At 39.1% G+C, this 17132-nt stretch carries 20 protein-coding genes and 1 tRNA gene; 17 read left to right on the top strand and 4 right to left on the bottom strand.

The window, feature by feature from the left end:
* The first annotated feature begins 121 nt into the window (after nt 1–121).
* From HYG93_RS13370 to HYG93_RS19470, 12 genes are all read left to right on the top strand, one after another.
* The gene (locus HYG93_RS13370; protein ID WP_178962554.1) at nt 122–598 is read left to right on the top strand and encodes a thioesterase family protein; all 477 of its coding nucleotides are present in this window, start codon (nt 122–124) and stop codon (nt 596–598) included.
* Between the two features lie 155 nt (nt 599–753).
* Nucleotides 754–2571: a translation elongation factor 4 gene (gene lepA / locus HYG93_RS13365; RefSeq protein ID WP_178962553.1), complete on the top strand. Its 1818-nt coding sequence runs from the start codon at nt 754–756 to the stop codon at nt 2569–2571.
* A gap of 23 nt (nt 2572–2594) precedes the next feature.
* Nucleotides 2595–3422, top strand: a complete 828-nt coding sequence (lepB, locus tag HYG93_RS13360) for a signal peptidase I (protein WP_106985899.1) — start codon at nt 2595–2597, stop codon at nt 3420–3422.
* Nucleotides 3423–3443: 21 nt separating this feature from the next.
* The gene (locus HYG93_RS13355) at nt 3444–3812 is read left to right on the top strand and encodes a DUF4845 domain-containing protein (protein WP_106985898.1); all 369 of its coding nucleotides are present in this window, start codon (nt 3444–3446) and stop codon (nt 3810–3812) included.
* The gene (gene rnc / locus HYG93_RS13350; protein ID WP_106985897.1) at nt 3784–4482 is read left to right on the top strand and encodes a ribonuclease III; all 699 of its coding nucleotides are present in this window, start codon (nt 3784–3786) and stop codon (nt 4480–4482) included. Before HYG93_RS13355 ends, rnc begins: the two co-directional genes overlap by 29 nt.
* Nucleotides 4482–5510, top strand: a complete 1029-nt coding sequence (era, locus tag HYG93_RS13345; RefSeq protein WP_178962552.1) for a GTPase Era — start codon at nt 4482–4484, stop codon at nt 5508–5510. Before rnc ends, era begins: the two co-directional genes overlap by 1 nt.
* Before the next feature lie 25 nt (nt 5511–5535).
* On the top strand, nt 5536–5736 hold the full coding sequence (locus HYG93_RS13340; protein WP_178962551.1) for an NF038104 family lipoprotein: 201 nt from the start codon (nt 5536–5538) through the stop codon (nt 5734–5736).
* Nucleotides 5737–5744: 8 nt separating this feature from the next.
* Nucleotides 5745–6458, top strand: a complete 714-nt coding sequence (gene recO / locus HYG93_RS13335; protein ID WP_171406276.1) for a DNA repair protein RecO — start codon at nt 5745–5747, stop codon at nt 6456–6458.
* A gap of 14 nt (nt 6459–6472) precedes the next feature.
* Complete coding sequence (gene pdxJ / locus HYG93_RS13330) at nt 6473–7198, top strand: pyridoxine 5'-phosphate synthase (RefSeq protein ID WP_106985894.1); 726 nt, start codon at nt 6473–6475, stop codon at nt 7196–7198.
* A gap of 16 nt (nt 7199–7214) precedes the next feature.
* Nucleotides 7215–7868, top strand: coding sequence for a tRNA-(ms[2]io[6]A)-hydroxylase (locus HYG93_RS13325; protein ID WP_106985893.1), 654 nt, complete (start codon nt 7215–7217; stop codon nt 7866–7868).
* Nucleotides 7869–7993: 125 nt separating this feature from the next.
* On the top strand, nt 7994–8407 hold the full coding sequence (locus tag HYG93_RS19475) for a hypothetical protein (protein WP_256733477.1): 414 nt from the start codon (nt 7994–7996) through the stop codon (nt 8405–8407).
* Nucleotides 8408–8413: 6 nt separating this feature from the next.
* Entirely contained in the window at nt 8414–8827 is a 414-nt protein-coding gene (locus HYG93_RS19470) for a DUF4198 domain-containing protein (RefSeq protein WP_227865874.1), read from the top strand.
* Between the two features lie 698 nt (nt 8828–9525).
* Here HYG93_RS19470 and HYG93_RS13315 read toward each other — a convergent pair.
* Nucleotides 9526–9601: transfer RNA gene (locus HYG93_RS13315), tRNA-Asn, on the bottom strand.
* Nucleotides 9602–9852: 251 nt separating this feature from the next.
* Here HYG93_RS13315 and HYG93_RS13310 point away from each other — a divergent pair.
* Entirely contained in the window at nt 9853–10311 is a 459-nt protein-coding gene (locus tag HYG93_RS13310) for a hypothetical protein (RefSeq protein WP_106985892.1), read from the top strand.
* Between the two features lie 45 nt (nt 10312–10356).
* Here HYG93_RS13310 and HYG93_RS13305 read toward each other — a convergent pair whose 3' ends face one another.
* The 3 genes from HYG93_RS13305 to map form a co-directional block, all read right to left on the bottom strand.
* The gene (locus HYG93_RS13305) at nt 10357–10791 is read right to left on the bottom strand and encodes a PaaI family thioesterase (protein WP_117007526.1); all 435 of its coding nucleotides are present in this window, start codon (nt 10789–10791) and stop codon (nt 10357–10359) included.
* Between the two features lie 324 nt (nt 10792–11115).
* A complete protein-coding gene (locus tag HYG93_RS13300) occupies nt 11116–12342 on the bottom strand; it encodes a pyridoxal phosphate-dependent aminotransferase (RefSeq protein ID WP_117007527.1) in 1227 nt (408 codons plus the stop codon).
* Nucleotides 12343–12642: 300 nt separating this feature from the next.
* On the bottom strand, nt 12643–13470 hold the full coding sequence (gene map / locus HYG93_RS13295) for a type I methionyl aminopeptidase (protein ID WP_106985889.1): 828 nt from the start codon (nt 13468–13470) through the stop codon (nt 12643–12645).
* Between the two features lie 207 nt (nt 13471–13677).
* On the opposite strand from map, the gene rpsB reads away from it, so the two are divergent.
* From rpsB to HYG93_RS13275, 4 genes are all read left to right on the top strand, one after another.
* Nucleotides 13678–14424: a 30S ribosomal protein S2 gene (gene rpsB / locus HYG93_RS13290; RefSeq protein WP_106985888.1), complete on the top strand. Its 747-nt coding sequence runs from the start codon at nt 13678–13680 to the stop codon at nt 14422–14424.
* A gap of 141 nt (nt 14425–14565) precedes the next feature.
* Complete coding sequence (gene tsf / locus HYG93_RS13285; protein WP_106985887.1) at nt 14566–15444, top strand: translation elongation factor Ts; 879 nt, start codon at nt 14566–14568, stop codon at nt 15442–15444.
* Between the two features lie 180 nt (nt 15445–15624).
* On the top strand, nt 15625–16164 hold the full coding sequence (locus HYG93_RS13280) for a DUF3465 domain-containing protein (protein ID WP_178962550.1): 540 nt from the start codon (nt 15625–15627) through the stop codon (nt 16162–16164).
* Nucleotides 16165–16253: 89 nt separating this feature from the next.
* Nucleotides 16254–17087: an AraC family transcriptional regulator gene (locus tag HYG93_RS13275; protein ID WP_106985885.1), complete on the top strand. Its 834-nt coding sequence runs from the start codon at nt 16254–16256 to the stop codon at nt 17085–17087.
* Nucleotides 17088–17132: the final 45 nt, after the last annotated feature.

Here is a 17132-nt window from a genome sequence, read left to right as displayed (position 1 = left end):
TTGATGAATGCATAGCTAAAAACCGTTTCGAAAGAAACGGTTTTTTTAACATTTGGTCATTTACCTATATGTGTTTTACCGTAGACTGTAGGGATCTTGAAAAGTAAAAATGAAGGCCAACATGAGTACCCCATTTGATTTAAAACTGACAGTACAGCCAGAACATATAGATATATTGGGTCACGTCAACAATGTGGTGTATGTAAGTTGGATGCAAGATGTAGCAACAGCGCATATCGAGGCTTTAGGATTAGGTTTAAATGAATATTTGGCTTTAAAACATGCCATGGTTGCGGTAGAACATCATGTTCAATATCGCAAAGCTGCGATGTTAGGAGATGAAATTATTTTGCGAACATGGCTTAGTGATATTAATGCGCTGTATTCATATCGCCAATATCTGTTTTATCGACCAAAAGATCGTGCAATTTTGTTTATGGGCAATACGCAATGGGCTTGTATTGAAATTGCCACAGGTCGACCAAAACGTTTATCTCCAACATTTACCCAAGCTTATCAGCCGATTGATGCAGATCAAAATCCAACGGACTTTCAGCAGTATCATACAGAGGATATGACTGGGGAACATACAAGTTAGGTTCATTGTTTAGCTGGGTTAGAAATGCACGCAAACGAGTTCATTATTTTCGATACTTTAAAAAAACCATCTGCTATAATCCACGGCAATTTCTATTCGGCTTTTGTTATGCATGAGATTTAATGCATAGCGTTTTATTTTGTTCAAGGTAGCCCATGGCGCAAGCTAAAAAATCTGTTGATATTAAAAACATTCGTAACTTCTCGATTATTGCGCATATCGACCATGGTAAGTCGACGCTTGCCGATCGATTTATTCAAACGTGTGGCGGTTTACAAGATCGAGAAATGCAAGCGCAAGTCCTCGACTCTATGGAGCTTGAGCGTGAGCGTGGCATTACCATTAAAGCTGCCTCAGTTACCTTGTACTACACACATCCAAATGGCGAAGAATACCAGCTGAACTTTATTGACACACCAGGACATGTGGATTTCTCGTATGAGGTTTCACGTTCACTTGCTGCGTGTGAAGGTGCTTTATTGGTTGTAGATGCTGCACAAGGTGTAGAAGCACAATCAGTAGCAAACTGCTATACCGCTATTGAGCAAGGGCTAGAAGTTCTTCCCGTTCTAAACAAAATTGATTTACCACAGGCAGAGCCTGAACGTGTAATTCAAGAAATTGAAGACATTATTGGCGTGGAAGCAACCGATGCGCCAACATGTTCAGCAAAAACAGGCCTAGGCATTGAAGGCGTGCTTGAGCGTTTGGTAGATGTGATTCCAGCGCCACAAGGCGATCGAAATGCACCATTACAAGCATTGATCATTGACTCTTGGTTTGATAACTACTTAGGTGTTGTCTCGCTGGTACGAATTAAAGAAGGTCGTGTGCGTAAAGGTGACAAAATGTTGATGAAATCAACAGGTCAAACGCACATTATTACTTCTGTGGGTGTGTTTAATCCAAAACATACCGAAACTGACATCCTAGAAGCGGGTGAAGTTGGTTTCGTTATTGCGGGTATTAAAGACATCTTTGGTGCACCAGTAGGTGATACCATTACTTTGGCAAGCACACCAGATGTTGCAATTTTGCCTGGTTTTAAAAAGGTGAAGCCACAGGTTTATGCAGGTTTATTCCCAATTGATGCCAGCGAGTTTGAACCATTCCGTGAAGCATTGCACAAGCTACAAATTAATGACTCAGCGTTGTTCTTTGAACCAGAAAGCTCAGATGCTTTAGGTTTTGGTTTCCGTTGTGGCTTCTTAGGTATGCTACACATGGAAATCGTACAAGAGCGTTTAGAACGTGAGTACGATTTAGACCTTATTTCTTCAGCGCCTACAGTAATTTATGAAGCGGTCATGAAAAATGGTCAAACCATTTACATTGATAGCCCATCTAAAATGCCGGATGGTTCGACAGTAGAAGACCTGCGTGAACCGATTGCAGAATGTCATATCTTAGTTCCACAAGAGTACTTGGGTAATATAATGACATTGTGTGTAGAGCGCCGTGGTGTGCAAAAAGACATGAAGTTTATGGCGAACCAAGTGTCAATTACCTTTGAAATTCCAATGGCTGAAGTTGTCATGGACTTCTTTGATAAGTTGAAATCATGCTCACGTGGTTTTGCATCACTTGATTATAACTTTGTTCGTTTCGAGTCTTCATCTTTAGTTAAGGTTGATGTGTTAATTAATGGTGATAAGGTAGATGCTTTAGCAATGATTTGTCATCGTCAAGATGCACGTCATCGTGGTATTGCATTGGTTGAGAAAATGAAAGACTTGATTCCACGTCAAATGTTTGATGTGGCAATCCAGGCGGCCATTGGTGCTCAAATCATTGCTCGTTCAACCGTAAAAGCAATGCGTAAAAACGTATTGGCAAAATGTTATGGCGGCGACGTATCACGTAAGAAAAAGCTTTTATCGAAGCAGAAAGAAGGTAAGAAACGTATGAAACAAGTGGGTAGTGTTGAAATCCCACAAGAAGCGTTCCTTGCAGTATTGAAAGTAGAAAGATAATAAAGACAGAGGTCATTTAGCTCATGGATTTTGATTTTAATTTAATCCTTGTACCAGTTACATTAATTTTCTTTTTAGTGTGGCTGTTGGATAAACTGGTTTGGAAACAAAGACAAACCAAGGGCAAGGGTAATGAAAATGTCATCATTACATGGGCTTATGATTTTTGGCCTGTATTAGCCGTTGTACTTATTCTGCGTTCATTTTTATATGAGCCATTTAATATTCCTTCGGATTCTATGGTACCAACCTTAGAAACAGGTGATTTTATTTTGGTGAATAAGTTTGAATACGGTGTACGCTTACCAATCGTGAATAAGAAAATTATTAACGTAGGCGAGCCAGAGCGTGGCGATGTCGTGGTCTTCCGTTATCCACCACAACCAACAATTAGTTATATTAAGCGTATTGTGGGTTTGCCAGGGGATCATATTGTATATGATCATGGGCAGTTGATTATTAATGGTCAAAAGGTTCCAAAAGTTCCGACTGAATTTAGTCGAGAAAAAGATAGTTTAGATACACCAACGTCTATTTATCATAAAGAAACTTTAGGTACGCATACATTTACGATGCGTGAACTTGAAGGGGTGAATGTTGCGCGTCAAGCACCGTTTATCAACTATGTTGACAATGGTAAGTATGCCAATGAAAATGGTTTATATTGGGAAGTGAAAGTGCCAGAAGGTCATTACTTTGCGATGGGGGATAATCGTGATCAAAGTGCTGACAGTCGTTTTTGGGGCTTTGTACCAGAAGAGAACTTAACAGGTCGTGCATTCTACAAATGGATGCATAAAGAGCCTGGCTTTAAAATCCCATCATTTGGTCGAAATGGTGCGATCGATTAATATGTCTTTAGGAAAATAAAAATGCGACATCAAAAAGGGGCGTCATACATTGCAATTCTATTTGCAGTTATTGGTTTAGCATTTATTGCTAAAGCACTGGTTGCAGTTTGGGGGCCATACGTTGATGATCGTTTGATCAATGATCAAATTGAGCAACAAATAGCAAGTGGTCCTAAAAATCTATCTCCGGCGGCATTTGATAAGGAGATGGATAAGCGTTTTCAGATGAATATGGTGGATAAGAAGTTTGCTGATGTTGCAAAAGTCAGCAATGAAAATGGTCTACTTGTTGAAAAAAATTATGAAATAAGAAAGCCATTCTTATTGAATATAGATATTGTGTTAAAGTTCGAGAAACGTTTTGATCAAAGCTCAGTCCAAGCTAAATGAGGCCCGTTTAGCGAGTCGAATCGGTTATCAGTTTAAACAGCCTGAATTGCTGAAACTGGCGTTGACCCACCGATCGGTGAGCCACAAATACAACTATGAACGCTTAGAATATCTAGGCGATTCATTGTTGGGTATGATAATTGCCAATTATCTATACCACGCTTATCCTGATGAAAATGAAGGGCGTTTAACGCGTATGCGTGCAACGCTTGTACGTCAGGAAGCACTTGGTAAAATTGCTAACGATTTAAAACTCAGCCAAAACTTAATTTTAAGTACGGGTGAGTTGAAATCTGGCGGTCATCATCGTGAGTCTATACTGGCAGATACGGTAGAAGCGATTATTGGTGCAATCTATGTGGATTGCCAAGACCTGAAGGTTTTAGAGCCAATCGTGCTGAAATGGTATGTACCTTATTTAGACCACATTGAACCAACAGATCAATTGAAGGATCCAAAATCGCGATTGCAAGAATATTTACAAGCACGTAAAAAGCCTCTCCCGGTTTACGATGTGATAGATATTCAAGGTGATGCTCCAAATCAGCATTTCAAAGTTGAATGTATTGTTGAGGGTATTGCTGTGCAATATGGTGAAGGATCCAGTCGTCGTTTTGCTGAACAAGCAGTGGCGGCTGATATTTTAAAAATTTTGGAGCAAAAGTCTTAATGACTACTCATTCCGATCACGTTGATGCTGATCACGAGTCGCAAAGCGACAGTAACGATTTAATTAGTCAGTTTTTTAGTGCCCAAGGTACTGAAATTCCGTCAGACTTCAAAAGTGGTTTTGTGGCGATTGTTGGTCGTCCAAACGTAGGTAAGTCGACATTAATGAACCATATTTTGGGTCAAAAATTGTCTATTACTTCACGTAAGCCACAAACTACACGACATAAAATTGTTGGTATTGATACGCGAGAAAAATCACAGGCTGTATTTGTGGATACACCGGGGATGCATAAAAAAGAAGTTCGCGCTATCAATAAAATGATGAACCGTGCGGCGCATTCGGCACTGCGTGACGTTAACCTTGTGTTATTCGTGATTGACGCAGATAAGTGGACTCAAAACGATGATTTAGTTTTGGAAAAACTTAAAAATGCAGATATGCCTGTGCTGCTTGTGATCAATAAAATTGATACGCTAGAAAACAAGAACCACGCATTACCATTGATTCAAGAACGTGCAAAACTGATGAATTTTGCGGAAATTGTTCCTGTATCAGCATTACGTGGTGCAAACTTAGATCACCTGCGTGACACAATTGAAAAGTATTTGCCATTCCAGCCACCACTGTATTCAATGGATCAAATTACAGATCGTTCAGAGCGCTTCCTTGCATCTGAAGTGATTCGTGAAAAGATTATGCGTCAATTGGGTGAAGAACTTCCGTATGATTTAACGGTTCAAATTGAATCATTTAAAACAGAAGAAGCAACCATCAATCCAAAAACAGGTCGTCCGAAGGCGGCATGTACTTATATTGATGCAACTATTTTTGTGGATCGCTCAGGTCAAAAAGCCATTGTGATTGGTGAAAAAGGCGCGAAGCTGAAAAAAATTGGTATGGATGCACGTGTGGACATGGAAAAAATGTTCGAACAAAAGATCATGCTAACACTGTGGGTTAAAGTGAAAGGCGGTTGGTCTGATGATGAACGTGCATTAAAAAGCTTAGGATATAGCGATATCTAAAGTTTAAACTTTAAAAGGAATGGTCATGATAAAAGTTGTATTAATTGTAGCGAGTGTTTTTTTACTACAAGGCTGTATTACTAAAATTGTGACTGTTCCTGTTAAAGTTGCGTATAAAACGACGAAAGGTGTAGTGAAAGGCACTGCAGCTGTAGTTGGAGCTATCATTCCAGATGGCGAAGAAGAAGATAGCAGTAAAGAACAAGATAAACAGAGCAAGGAATAATTGCCTGAATCATGCGTAATGAAGTTTTGCATGGTTATCTCATCCATCATAGAAAATACCGTGAACGTAGTCATATTGTGCATTTATTTACACAAGAACACGGCCGTGTCGATGGTATTCTTAGGCAAACGCCACCTCCTCAATATCAGCCAATCTCACTGCAAGCATCAGGTAAATCTGATCTAAAAAATTTTACAAAATTAGAAATTGTCAATCAGCCGATTTTCTTTTTTGGTGATGCCTTCTTTTCTGGCTTTTATTTAAATGAAATTTTGTTGCGACTATGCCCATTAGAAGTAGAAATGCCTCAAACATTTTTACAATATGCAGAAACCCTAAGTAGTTTGCAAACGATGGCCCAGCAGATCAATCCAAATGAATTTTTAAGGCAAATTTTAAGAAAATTTGAACATGAATTGATTGAAGAATTGGGTTATCCATTAGACTTTTCTGTTGATGCATCACAGGCCGATATTAATCCCCTACAGTATTATCAGTTTCAACTGAATGCAGGCTTTATGCCGATTGTGCAAGCCAGTCGAGCGAGCTTAAGTGGACAGCAGATCTTGTCTATGTGTAATTATGAAAAGGGTATGGATTTTAATTCAGAACAGTTACAATTACTCTCTAAGCTCTATCGGCAAATGATTAGCTCTTTGTTGGGTGACAGACCTTTAAAAAGTCGCCAGCTTTGGATACAGAATTCTCAAACGAAAGCGTAATTTAGGAAAATATTATGGCTGCATTACTTGGTGTAAATATTGACCATGTCGCGACTTTAAGACAAGCACGTGGCACCACTTACCCAGATCCTGTAAATGCGGCGCTGATTTGCGAACAAGCAGGTGCAGAAGGTATTACCTTGCATTTGCGTGAAGACCGTCGTCATATTCAAGATGATGATGTGCGTCGTATGCGTCCTGTATTAAAAACACACATGAATTTGGAAATGGCAGTTACAGATGAAATGGTGGCCTTTGCAAAAGAGATCCAACCTCATCATGTTTGTTTTGTGCCTGAAAAACGCCAAGAAGTTACCACAGAAGGTGGTTTAGATGTGGTGGGGCATTTTGAAGATGTTAAAAAAGCGACACAAGAATTAGCAGCAATCGGATGTGAAGTGTCATTATTTATTGATGCTGATTTTGCGCAAATTGATGCGGCTGTTGCATGTGGTGCGCCGACCATTGAATTGCACACGGGTGCTTATGCGGACGCCGAAACAGCAGAAGCACAGCAACATGAATTAGAGCGTATTGTGAAAGGTGCTGAATATGCAGCATCTCAGGGCTTAATTGTAAATGCTGGGCATGGTTTAAACCTTGACAATGTGACGCCAATTGCGAAAATCCCACAGATTCACGAATTAAACATTGGTCACTCAATCATTGCAGATGCTGTATTTGTTGGTTTGGCACAAGCTGTGCAACAGATGAAAGCTGTGATTAAAGCCGCTCGTTAATTAAATAGTAAAGATAATGTCGAATATTAATTATGATGAACTCATGAAGCCAGTCATTGGCTTCTTGGGCTGTGAAACGCCAACTGCATGGTTGGATATGGCAGTAGATAATTTGGATATCCTGATGCAGGATCATGCCAATTGTGAAAAGAAAGCTGCCAGCACGGCCATGAACTTGATGTTCCGTTACAGTTTTTTCTCAGATTTACAGATTAAACTGGCGCAATTGGTGCGTGAAGAAATGCTTCATTATGAACAAGTGCTTGAGTTGATGGCAAAGCGCGGTCAAGAGTGGACGGCAATTAGTGCTGGTCGTTATGCGGGTGGTTTGCGAAAAGAAGTACGTACTTATGAGCCAGAAGCCTTAATTGATATTTTGGTGATTGGTGCTTTTGTAGAAGCACGCTCATGTGAGCGTTTTTATGCGCTTGCACCGCGTGTAGATGAAGAGTTAGGTCGTTACTACCGTTATTTACTTAAGTCTGAATCACGCCATTATGAGGACTATCTGTCGCTTGCAATGGATGTAGCTACGACGTCTAAACTGAAAAACCCGAAAGAAGATATTCAGGAGCGGATTGATCATATTCGTGAAGTAGAAAAGAATCTGATTAGTTCACCTGATGAATTATTTCGTTTTCATAGTGGTGTGCCAGTTCAGGCTGCTTAAGTTAAAAAAATCCTCCATAAATGGGGGATTTTTTATACCAATAAATAAATATAATTGATAATCATTTACAATTGGGTTTTTGGTTTTTAAAATGTCGGCATTATTAATCGATGATTCAAATTTTTATGCATTCTTTTTTAAAACCTTGGATGTTCTTGTCATTGGGCTTGTTGAGTACAGCAGGTTTTGCGCACTATCCTTATATTGCACCTTTAAATTATCAGACTTTTAATAATTATAGCGCAGTGGTTTCAGGCTTTTATGACAATCCTTTTGTGTCTGAGATCGCGATTAAGAATTTCAAATTCCACTATCACACGCCTTCCGGTGAAAAAATTGAAATTGCAGATGATGCTTGGGCAAAAACTCAAACATTAAGTAGTTTTAGTTTGGAAAATAAAAAAGAAGGTACTTACCGTATGCGTGGCGTAAAACAAGGTTCTGCATCTCGCTTTGCTTTGGTTGACGGGCAGTGGAAAGCGCTTATTCAAGCAAAACGTGATGAAGCTAAGCCGCTTAAAGCAAATGTGGTGTATTAATCTGATTTGAAAAAAAATAGCAAAGTTAAAACTGTAGAAACACAGGAAATTATAGAAACTTTTATTTCACGTCGTACTATGTCAGATGTTTCTGTAAAGCATGTGCATGAAGGTTTTGATGTGCGTTTTATAAGTCATCCAAATACGTTGAAAGTAAATCAGCCAATTCAGTTGCAAGTTGTTGACTCTGCTCAAGGTGTGAAAGATGTAAAAGCATCGGTGTTGGCACAAAGTTATGCTTTTGAACGTACAGATCGTGTTTATCAAACCCTGCAATCTGATGATAAAGGTCACTTAAATTTTGTGATTAAAGATCAAGGCCAGTATCTTTTGACTGTAGATTATCAGCAACCGTTTACTGCAAAAGGGGATCAGTTAAAACGTTATAAATACACATTGGCATTTAACGTTGTTGAATAACATGATCATGAAAATGCTGACTTGAAGTCGGCATTTTTTTGAATCAATAGGGCATGTGATATCTAACTTGAGTTGAGAGAAGTTTTAGACTGTTGTTATAATTTTTGTCGTTGGTTTTATGGTTTAAAAGGGTTGTGGGTTTATATTGAAACTTTGACAAAGATTAAAAATATGGTTATTTTCTCTATATAGAGCAATATAAGTGGGACTTTACGCCCATGCGATTGCTTTATGTTGCAGTCAATGCAACCAAAAAAACCGCATTTATGCGGTTTTTTTTGTTTTTCTTAACTATTTATCAATATTGGTATTTTGCTGACAAGTCGTAAATTTTATTTAATCAAAAAAATGCTTGTTAAATACGATATTGCATAATCTTGCTAAAATGTTTTTTAAAAATTGGTGCTAAATTTAAGCAGTATTAGACTTTTCTCATAAATCATTTTTTACTTTTTGAAAGAACTTTATTTTTAAGGCTGGGTGTTGGGTGGGTGTTAAATCTGTTGAGTTGAGATGTTGAGAAACACTCTGTTTGGTTTGTTGCTTGTTTAGCATTGTGTTGTAAGGATGTTGGATTTTTTGAGCTAGAGTGCAAGTTAATCGTGAGTAAAGATGATTAAAAGGAATGAAAAGAAAGAAAAGTAAAAATAATAGTTAATAAAAAACCCGTTTCGCAATGAACGGGTTTTTTAAGTATTTGGCTCTCCCACCTGGGCTCGAACCAGGGACCTGCGGATTAACAGTCCGTCGCTCTACCGACTGAGCTATGGGAGAATCTGAGTGCGATTATAAGGACATTTGAGGGAGGGTCAAGAAGAAATTGCGATCTTTCGTTGATATTTGATTTGGATGTTGTTTATTTGCGCAAAAGAATTTAATTTTACTGAAATGTTAAATGTGGGCTTGCAAAAATAAAATTCAGTTGATAGTCTGAATTTAACAACAGAGCGTTTAGGCGAAAGCTTAGACAGTGTGGATTTAAACCCAACTTGCCAGCACTAAAATGGCTAAATAGGAGAAAGCGAATGAATACGCTTAGCATTTCTCAAATCTTCTCAAATTTCAAATTCTATCAAGACAACTACTTGTCGATTATTGCTGATCAAACTCAATATCAAACACCTGTAGAAGGTGCGTATGTTAACGTTTGGCCTTTGGGTCATCGTGACTTGCAGTTGGGTGATTTATTGCAATTATGGTTTAGTGAAAAGTGGTTAATTAATGCCTCTTGTCATTTGCGCTTTGAACATAAGGATGACGGCCGTCGCATTCCCTTGCAGCGTGATCATGATCTGTTTTTATTTCAGTTGGCGGGTAGTGCACTCTCTGGTTCAAACCGATCAAAAGTCTGGTCTGTGTCTGAACAGAAAGTGTTAAGTGTTGAGCTAGATAGCACACTCAAATATTATTGCTTTCAGAAAGGTAGCAATCGAATTGATTTGACGCAGCATCAATTAATTCGTGCATTGCAGTCCGCTATTTAAAGTTAAAAATTAAATGCTCGCATGACCATGCGAGCAGAAAACTTTTTAAGGATGAATAATCATGCATGTTGCAGTGGCATGTGCATATATCTTTCCTTCAGCATCAATAATTTTCCCTTCCGAAATGGCTAAATTTTTACTGATATTAATTAAATTACCTATTGCTAGTAGCTCTTGGTTTTTAGGGATTGGGCGACACATTTTGACATTGAGATCAATCGTGCCATAGCCGATACCAGCACCTAATGCTGAGTGTACGACGCATCCTGTGACCGTATCTAATACCGTTGCGGCAAAGCCACCATGTACCCCACCAAGTGGGTTTAAATGGCGCTGATCAGCTTGTACAACAAACTCTACATGACCTTGTTCAATCTTTTGCGGTTGCATAGGAATGATTTCACTAATGCTTGCTGGTGGAATTTGGCCTTGCATCATTGCCTTTAAAATTTCAAGTCCAGTCATTTCTTTTATATTCATTGCTATTTCTCGAGATAAATTAATTTTGTGGTTGGTTGTGGGTTCTAAAAAGGAACTGGTTTGAATAACATAGCTGAATATATAAAAAGAATGCAAATTCAATATTTGAATGCAAAAGTCAATTTTAAGTTTTTAGGTTTTGTATTTGAGTTAATTTTTTTGGAAAAAAGGCCAAATGAGCTTACTGATCTAGCTTGAATCGTGAATTTCATTTAATTGGTTGTGTGGGAAGATGGAGTGCTTTGATTTATCTCATGACTTATGAGTAGGTATAAAAAAACCCGCGAAATTCGCGGGTTTTTCAAATTTGATATTTAAATCAAATTATTTTTCAGCAGCAATTGAAGCAATCGCAGCATCTACGCCTTCGATTGAATCAGCAGCTTTCTTAATACGTGCAAGCGCATCTACAAGTACTTCGTCTGCAGTTGCATAAGAAATACGCATGTAACCACCTAGACCAAATGCATCGCCAGGAACTACTGCAACACCAGTTTCTTCCAACAACCATGCAGAGAATTCTGTGCAAGATTTTAAACCTTTTGCACGAATTAAAGGACGGATGTTTGCGTATGCATAGAATGCACCGTCAGCAGGAAGGCAAGTGATACCATTGATGTCGTTCAAACCTTTCACAACTAAGTCGTGACGGCGTTTGAATGCTTCAATCATTGGCTCAAGAACGTCTTGAGGACCATTCAATGCAGCTTCTGCAGCAACTTGTGAAATTGAAGTTGGGTTTGAAGTTGATTGAGATTGGATTTTTTTCATCGCACCAATCAGTTTAGCAGGGCCCGCTGCGTAGCCGATACGCCAGCCAGTCATTGCATAAGCTTTAGATACACCGTTAAGAACGATTACACGGTCATAAAGGTCAGGCGCTACAGTTGCGATGTTATAGAATTCGTCGTCCCAACGGATTGGTTCGTACATATCGTCAGAAGCGATATAAACTTCTGGGTATTTACGAAGAACTTCAGCCAAAGCTTCTAATTCGGCTTTAGTGTAGATCATACCTGTTGGGTTTGATGGGCTGTTTAAAACAACTAAACGAGTTTTGTCAGTAATTGCTGCTTCTAATTGAGCAGGTGTGATTTTGAAGCGTTGTTCTTCACCACATTTTACAATTACAGGCACGCCTTCAGCGATGATGACCATGTCAGGGTAGCTTACCCAGAATGGTGCAGGGATGATCACTTCATCGCCCTTGTTTAACAAAGCAAGTGCTAAGTTGAAGAATGACTGTTTACCACCACAAGAAACCAAGATTTGGTTTGCTGCATAGTCAAGATTATTATCACGTTTTAATTTTGCGATAATTGCTTTTTTAAGGCCTGGAGTACCGTCAACAGCTGTATATTTTGTAAAGCCGTTGTTAATTGCTGCAATTGCTGCATCTTTGATGTGTTGTGGTGTGTCGAAATCAGGTTCGCCAGCGCCCAAACCAATAACGTTTTTACCCGCAGCTTTCAATTCAGCTGCTTTATTCGTTACAGCAAGAGTTGGGGACGGTTTGATGGCATTTACACGATCAGAGAGACGTACGTCCACGGCAGTATTCCTTCTTATAGGGATTAAAAATTAAAAAGCACATTATCTTAGCCTAAAATGGTGCATAAAGGGGAGTGTGAATTGGCTTAATCATAAAAAAGTCTACATAAATTTTGAAAAAGCATAAAAATGAAGTGGAGACTTCAACTTATTTTGAATTTTTAGCCATTAATATGAATATGGATAAAAGAGAACTACAGATTAAATCTAAATTTTTTGAGAAAAATAGAGTGATATACCATTTCACATGCGCAATAAAAAAGACCGCAACAGGGCGGCCTTTTTATGTTTATCTCACACTTAGTTTTGGAAGCGTGATAAATCTTCTTCTGGACGTGCAGTTAATACTTCAATACCCGTTTTAGTCACTAAAATCGTATGTTCGTATTGAGCAGATAAACTGTGGTCTTTAGTTACCACAGTCCATTTGTCACCAAGAAGTTTAGTTTTCCAGTCACCACCATTTACCATAGGTTCAATGGTAAAAGTCATGCCTTCTTCTAAAATCATGCCTGAATCTGCTTGGCCATAATGTAATACTTGTGGCTCATCATGGAACACTGTGCCGATACCGTGACCACAATATTCACGTACTACGCCAAAACGTTCAGATTCAACATATTTTTGAATCGCATGGCCAATGTCACCAATGGTAGAACCAGGTTTAACAGTTTCCATACCACGGTACATTGCTTCTTGAGCTACTTTACATAAACGGTTGGCCAAAATAGATGTTTCACCACCGACGATATACATCATGTTGGTGTCACCATGATAACCATCTTTAATTACAGTCACATCAATATTGAGGATGTCGCCTTTTTTCAATGTTTTAGATTCAGATGGAATCCCGTGGCATACCACGTGGTTAACAGATGTGCAAATTACATGCTGAAACGCTGGGCGACCAGGCGCTGCACCGTAACCTAAACATGCTGGAATTGCATCTTGTTTGTTGACAATATAGTCATGACAAATCGTATCAAGTTCGAGGGTAGTCACACCTGGAACAATATGCGGTTTGATCATATCCAAAACTTCTGCAGCCAGCCGACCAGCCACACGCATTTTTTCAATTTCGTCTGGAGTTTTAATTAAACGGCGGGGAGCTTCGTAAGTACTGTTCATGATCTCTAAAAACTTTTGGAAATTTGTATGTGACTATGGTATAAATAGCCGCCCATTTTATCAAATGCTTTTTCGTGAATATCTTTCACGAGCTTTGTGCGATGGGGCATTAAAATCCGCACATATATCGACACATATCTCTGGGTGCCTTTTTAGGTGGAGAATGCGGGTATATGGAGGCCTAACCCAAACTTTAAGGTAAAGAAAATGGCAGATTACAACGTAAGCATGCGCGACCTTCTTCAAGCTGGCGCTCACTTCGGTCACCAAACACGTTTTTGGAATCCAAAAATGCGCGAATACATCTTCGGCGCGCGCAACAAAATTCACATCATCAACCTTGAGCACACTGTTCCTGCGTTAAATGATGCTTTGAACTTTGCTAACAACTTGGCTAGCAAAAAGAACAAAGTTTTGTTCGTTGGTACAAAACGTGCAGCTTCTGCAATCATCCGTGAACAAGCTCAACGCGCAGGTCAACCATACGTTGATCACCGCTGGTTGGGTGGTATGTTGACTAACTGGAAAACTCTTCGCCAGTCAATCAACCGTCTAAAAGACCTTCAAACTCAATCTCAAGATGGCACTTTCGCTAAGCTTACTAAACGTGAAGCTTTAGAACGTACTCGTGAGATGGAAAAACTTGAACGCGGTCTTGGCGGCGTTAAAAACATGGGTGGTTTACCTGACGCATTATTCGTAATCGACGTTGATCACGAAGCTATTGCAATTAAAGAAGCTAAAAACCTTGGTATTCCTGTAATCGGTATCGTTGATACAAACTCTAACCCAGACAACGTAGACTACGTTATTCCTGGTAACGACGATGCGATCCGTGCAGTTACTCTTTATGCTTCTGCTATGGCTGACGCGATTCTTGCTGGTAAAGAATATGCTCAATCACAAGCAAATGCACAAGCTAAAGGCGAAGAAGCTCCTGCTTCTGAGGCTTAATGCGTTTGACGTGAGCTTGTCATTTTTGCGACATGTGATGGTGGCAAAGTAAGCGTTATGTATGCAGGCGGCCCATGAGATACCTCTGGGCCGTTTCTGTTCTAAAAAGAATTCATTTTCTACCGTATTTAGGAGAATAACATGACTGCAGTTACAGCAAGCATGGTTAAAGAATTGCGCGACCGTACTGGTCTTGCGATGATGGAATGTAAAAAAGCATTAACAGAAGCGGGCGGTGACATCGAATTAGCGATTGACAACCTTCGTAAATCTGGTCAAGCAAAAGCAGCTAAAAAAGCTGGTAACATTGCTGCTGACGGTGCGATCACTATCGCTCAAGAAGGTAACAAAGCGCTTCTTTTAGAAGTTAACTGCCAAACTGACTTCGTTGCTAAAGACGAAAACTTTGCTGGCTTCTCTGCTAAAGTTGCTGCTGCTGCGCTTGCTGCAAACGTAACTGATGCTGCTCAAATTGCTGAATTAAAACTTGAAGATGGCGCTACAGTTGAAGAAGCTCGTATTGCTCTTGTTCAAAAAATCGGTGAAAACATCCAAGTTCGTCGCGCAACTATCGTTGAAGGCGAAAACCTTGCTGTTTACAAACACGGTTTAAAAATCGGTGTTGTTGTATCTTACACAGGTGACGAAGCTACTGGTAAAGGTTTGGCAATGCACGTTGCTGCGTTCAACCCAGTTGCTGTAACTGAAGCTGACGTTTCTGCTGATCTTATCGCTAAAGAGAAAGAAATCGCTGAAGCTAAAGCACTTGAATCTGGTAAACCAGCGAACATCGTTGAAAAAATGGTTACTGGTTCAGTTCAAAAGTACCTTAACGAAGTTGTACTTGTTAACCAAATGTACGTAATTGACAACGACAAGAAAGTTGCTGAAATTCTTAAAGCGACTTCAACTACTGTAGCAAACTTCGTACGTTTCGAAGTTGGTGAAGGTATTGAGAAAAAAGCAGAAATGAGCTTTGCTGACGAAGTTGCTGCTGCTCAAGCTGCTGCTGCACAATAATTTTTTGCGATTTCGCTAAAAATTAAGTGTTAAAAAAGTCCCCACTGGGGGCTTTTTTTATGTTTGCACTTTTATATGAACATCATTTTAAGTTTTGTAAGTTTGCAGCAAAATTGTGCATTTAGAATGTGATGAACTGCTTTAAGATAATGAGCAAATAGAGGAAGAAATAGATTAAAAATGGCGAATAAAACACATCTTGGAATTGGCTCGGTCATCGTTTTACTGATTGCAGCATATTTGGGTTTAGATGTAGGGTCTAAATCAGAGCAATCTGGATCGCAGCAGGTATCTGTAGCTGAACAGGCAAATGAGCCCAAAGTTCAGCCAGAAGAAACGCCTAAAACATTTGATCATCAAAAAAATACAGATACTGTATCGCAGGATGACCTTGCAAAAATTCAGCAAGCCTTTGCTCAACAGAAAAGTAATGTACAGGTGCAATCTGTCGGTACAGTTAAAGCTGTGTTAAAAGATGATAACGAAGGATCGCGCCATCAAAAATTTATTTTAAAGTTGAATAATGGGCAGACAGTATTGGTTGCACATAATATTGATCTTTCACCGCGAATTGATCATTTGCAAAAAGGAGATACTGTGGAATTTTATGGTGAGTACGAATATTTGGCGCAAGGTGGTGTAATTCATTGGACGCATCATGATCCAAATGGTCGCCATGTGGATGGTTGGCTGAAACATCAGGGTAAAATTTACCAATAATTGTATATTTTATGAAGGGGGAGAGCAATTTTGTTCTATGCTTTTCATACGTTCTTGCTAATGTAAATTCTTAGCGCATAGGAATGAGTATGCAAGATACTAATGTGATTGAGTTTGTAGATTATTGGCATGTCCAAGAGTTGGGAGGTTTAGAGCTCTTAAAAGCATCCTATCAACAAACACATTTTTCAAAACATACACATGAGGGCTATTGTATTGGTTTGATTGATGAAGGTGCGCAATCATTCTTACGTACGGGCTCTCAACATATTGCACCCAAAGGTGACATTATTTTAGTCAATGCTGATGAGGTGCATACGGGATCATCGGCTGTTGAAACGGGTTGGTGTTATCGAGCTATTTATCCAACACCTGAAATGATCAAAGAGATGAGCTACGATTTTTTTAATGAGCGTAGTATGGCACCTTGGTTTCCTGAAGCCGTCATACATGATCAGGGGCTAGCTGAACAATTAAATTTACTCTTTGACTTGTTAATACAACCTAAAAATGTGTTGTTTAAACAAAGTTTATATGTGTCAACTGTGGCCTATTTGTGCAGTAAGTATGCTAAACAAAAACAACAACTTAAAATATGCACCGAGGTGCAGGATAAAATAAAAATTATTCAAGATCTTTTAGTCGCTGAGCCAGAAAAAGAGCACCAGCTTGCGGATTTAGCGCAAATGGTGGGCTTAAGCCAGTGGTATTTGTTACGACAGTTTAAAAAGCATACAGGATTGCCACCACATGCATGGCTCATCCAGTGCCGTTTACGTAAATCATTAAAATTATTAAAACAGGGTCAAGAGATTGCCATTACAGCGCAATTGTGCGGATTTTCAGATCAAAGCCATTTTAATCGACATTTTAAAAAATCCTTAGGCTGTACACCTGCTCAATATACATTGCATCATAAATAAGATGATCTTGTGTTAAGACAATTGAAGCTTATTCAACGTGTGATT

Origin of the sequence: Acinetobacter sp. SwsAc6 (assembly GCF_013391565.1) — a bacterium.
Classification (GTDB): Bacteria; Pseudomonadota; Gammaproteobacteria; order Pseudomonadales; family Moraxellaceae; genus Acinetobacter; species Acinetobacter cumulans.
Note: the sequence above shows the minus strand (reverse complement) of the source record. Positions and strands in the feature narration are given on the sequence as shown.

Excerpts from the sequence above, each read along its gene's own strand:
- era (WP_178962552.1), top strand. The coding sequence starts at position 4,482 with ATGACTACTCATTCCGATCACGTTGATGCTGATCACGAGTCGCAAAGC.
- HYG93_RS13355 (WP_106985898.1), top strand. The coding sequence starts at position 3,444 with ATGCGACATCAAAAAGGGGCGTCATACATTGCAATTCTATTTGCAGTT.
- HYG93_RS13340 (WP_178962551.1), top strand. The coding sequence starts at position 5,536 with ATGATAAAAGTTGTATTAATTGTAGCGAGTGTTTTTTTACTACAAGGC.
- tsf (WP_106985887.1), top strand. The coding sequence starts at position 14,566 with ATGACTGCAGTTACAGCAAGCATGGTTAAAGAATTGCGCGACCGTACT.
- HYG93_RS13310 (WP_106985892.1), top strand. The coding sequence starts at position 9,853 with ATGAATACGCTTAGCATTTCTCAAATCTTCTCAAATTTCAAATTCTAT.
- HYG93_RS13370 (WP_178962554.1), top strand. The coding sequence starts at position 122 with ATGAGTACCCCATTTGATTTAAAACTGACAGTACAGCCAGAACATATA.
- HYG93_RS13305 (WP_117007526.1), bottom strand. The coding sequence starts at position 10,791 with ATGAATATAAAAGAAATGACTGGACTTGAAATTTTAAAGGCAATGATG.
- lepA (WP_178962553.1), top strand. The coding sequence starts at position 754 with ATGGCGCAAGCTAAAAAATCTGTTGATATTAAAAACATTCGTAACTTC.
- map (WP_106985889.1), bottom strand. The coding sequence starts at position 13,470 with ATGAACAGTACTTACGAAGCTCCCCGCCGTTTAATTAAAACTCCAGAC.
- rpsB (WP_106985888.1), top strand. The coding sequence starts at position 13,678 with ATGGCAGATTACAACGTAAGCATGCGCGACCTTCTTCAAGCTGGCGCT.
- HYG93_RS19475 (WP_256733477.1), top strand. The coding sequence starts at position 7,994 with ATGCATTCTTTTTTAAAACCTTGGATGTTCTTGTCATTGGGCTTGTTG.
- pdxJ (WP_106985894.1), top strand. The coding sequence starts at position 6,473 with ATGGCTGCATTACTTGGTGTAAATATTGACCATGTCGCGACTTTAAGA.
- HYG93_RS13325 (WP_106985893.1), top strand. The coding sequence starts at position 7,215 with ATGTCGAATATTAATTATGATGAACTCATGAAGCCAGTCATTGGCTTC.
- HYG93_RS13280 (WP_178962550.1), top strand. The coding sequence starts at position 15,625 with ATGGCGAATAAAACACATCTTGGAATTGGCTCGGTCATCGTTTTACTG.
- lepB (WP_106985899.1), top strand. The coding sequence starts at position 2,595 with ATGGATTTTGATTTTAATTTAATCCTTGTACCAGTTACATTAATTTTC.
- HYG93_RS13275 (WP_106985885.1), top strand. The coding sequence starts at position 16,254 with ATGCAAGATACTAATGTGATTGAGTTTGTAGATTATTGGCATGTCCAA.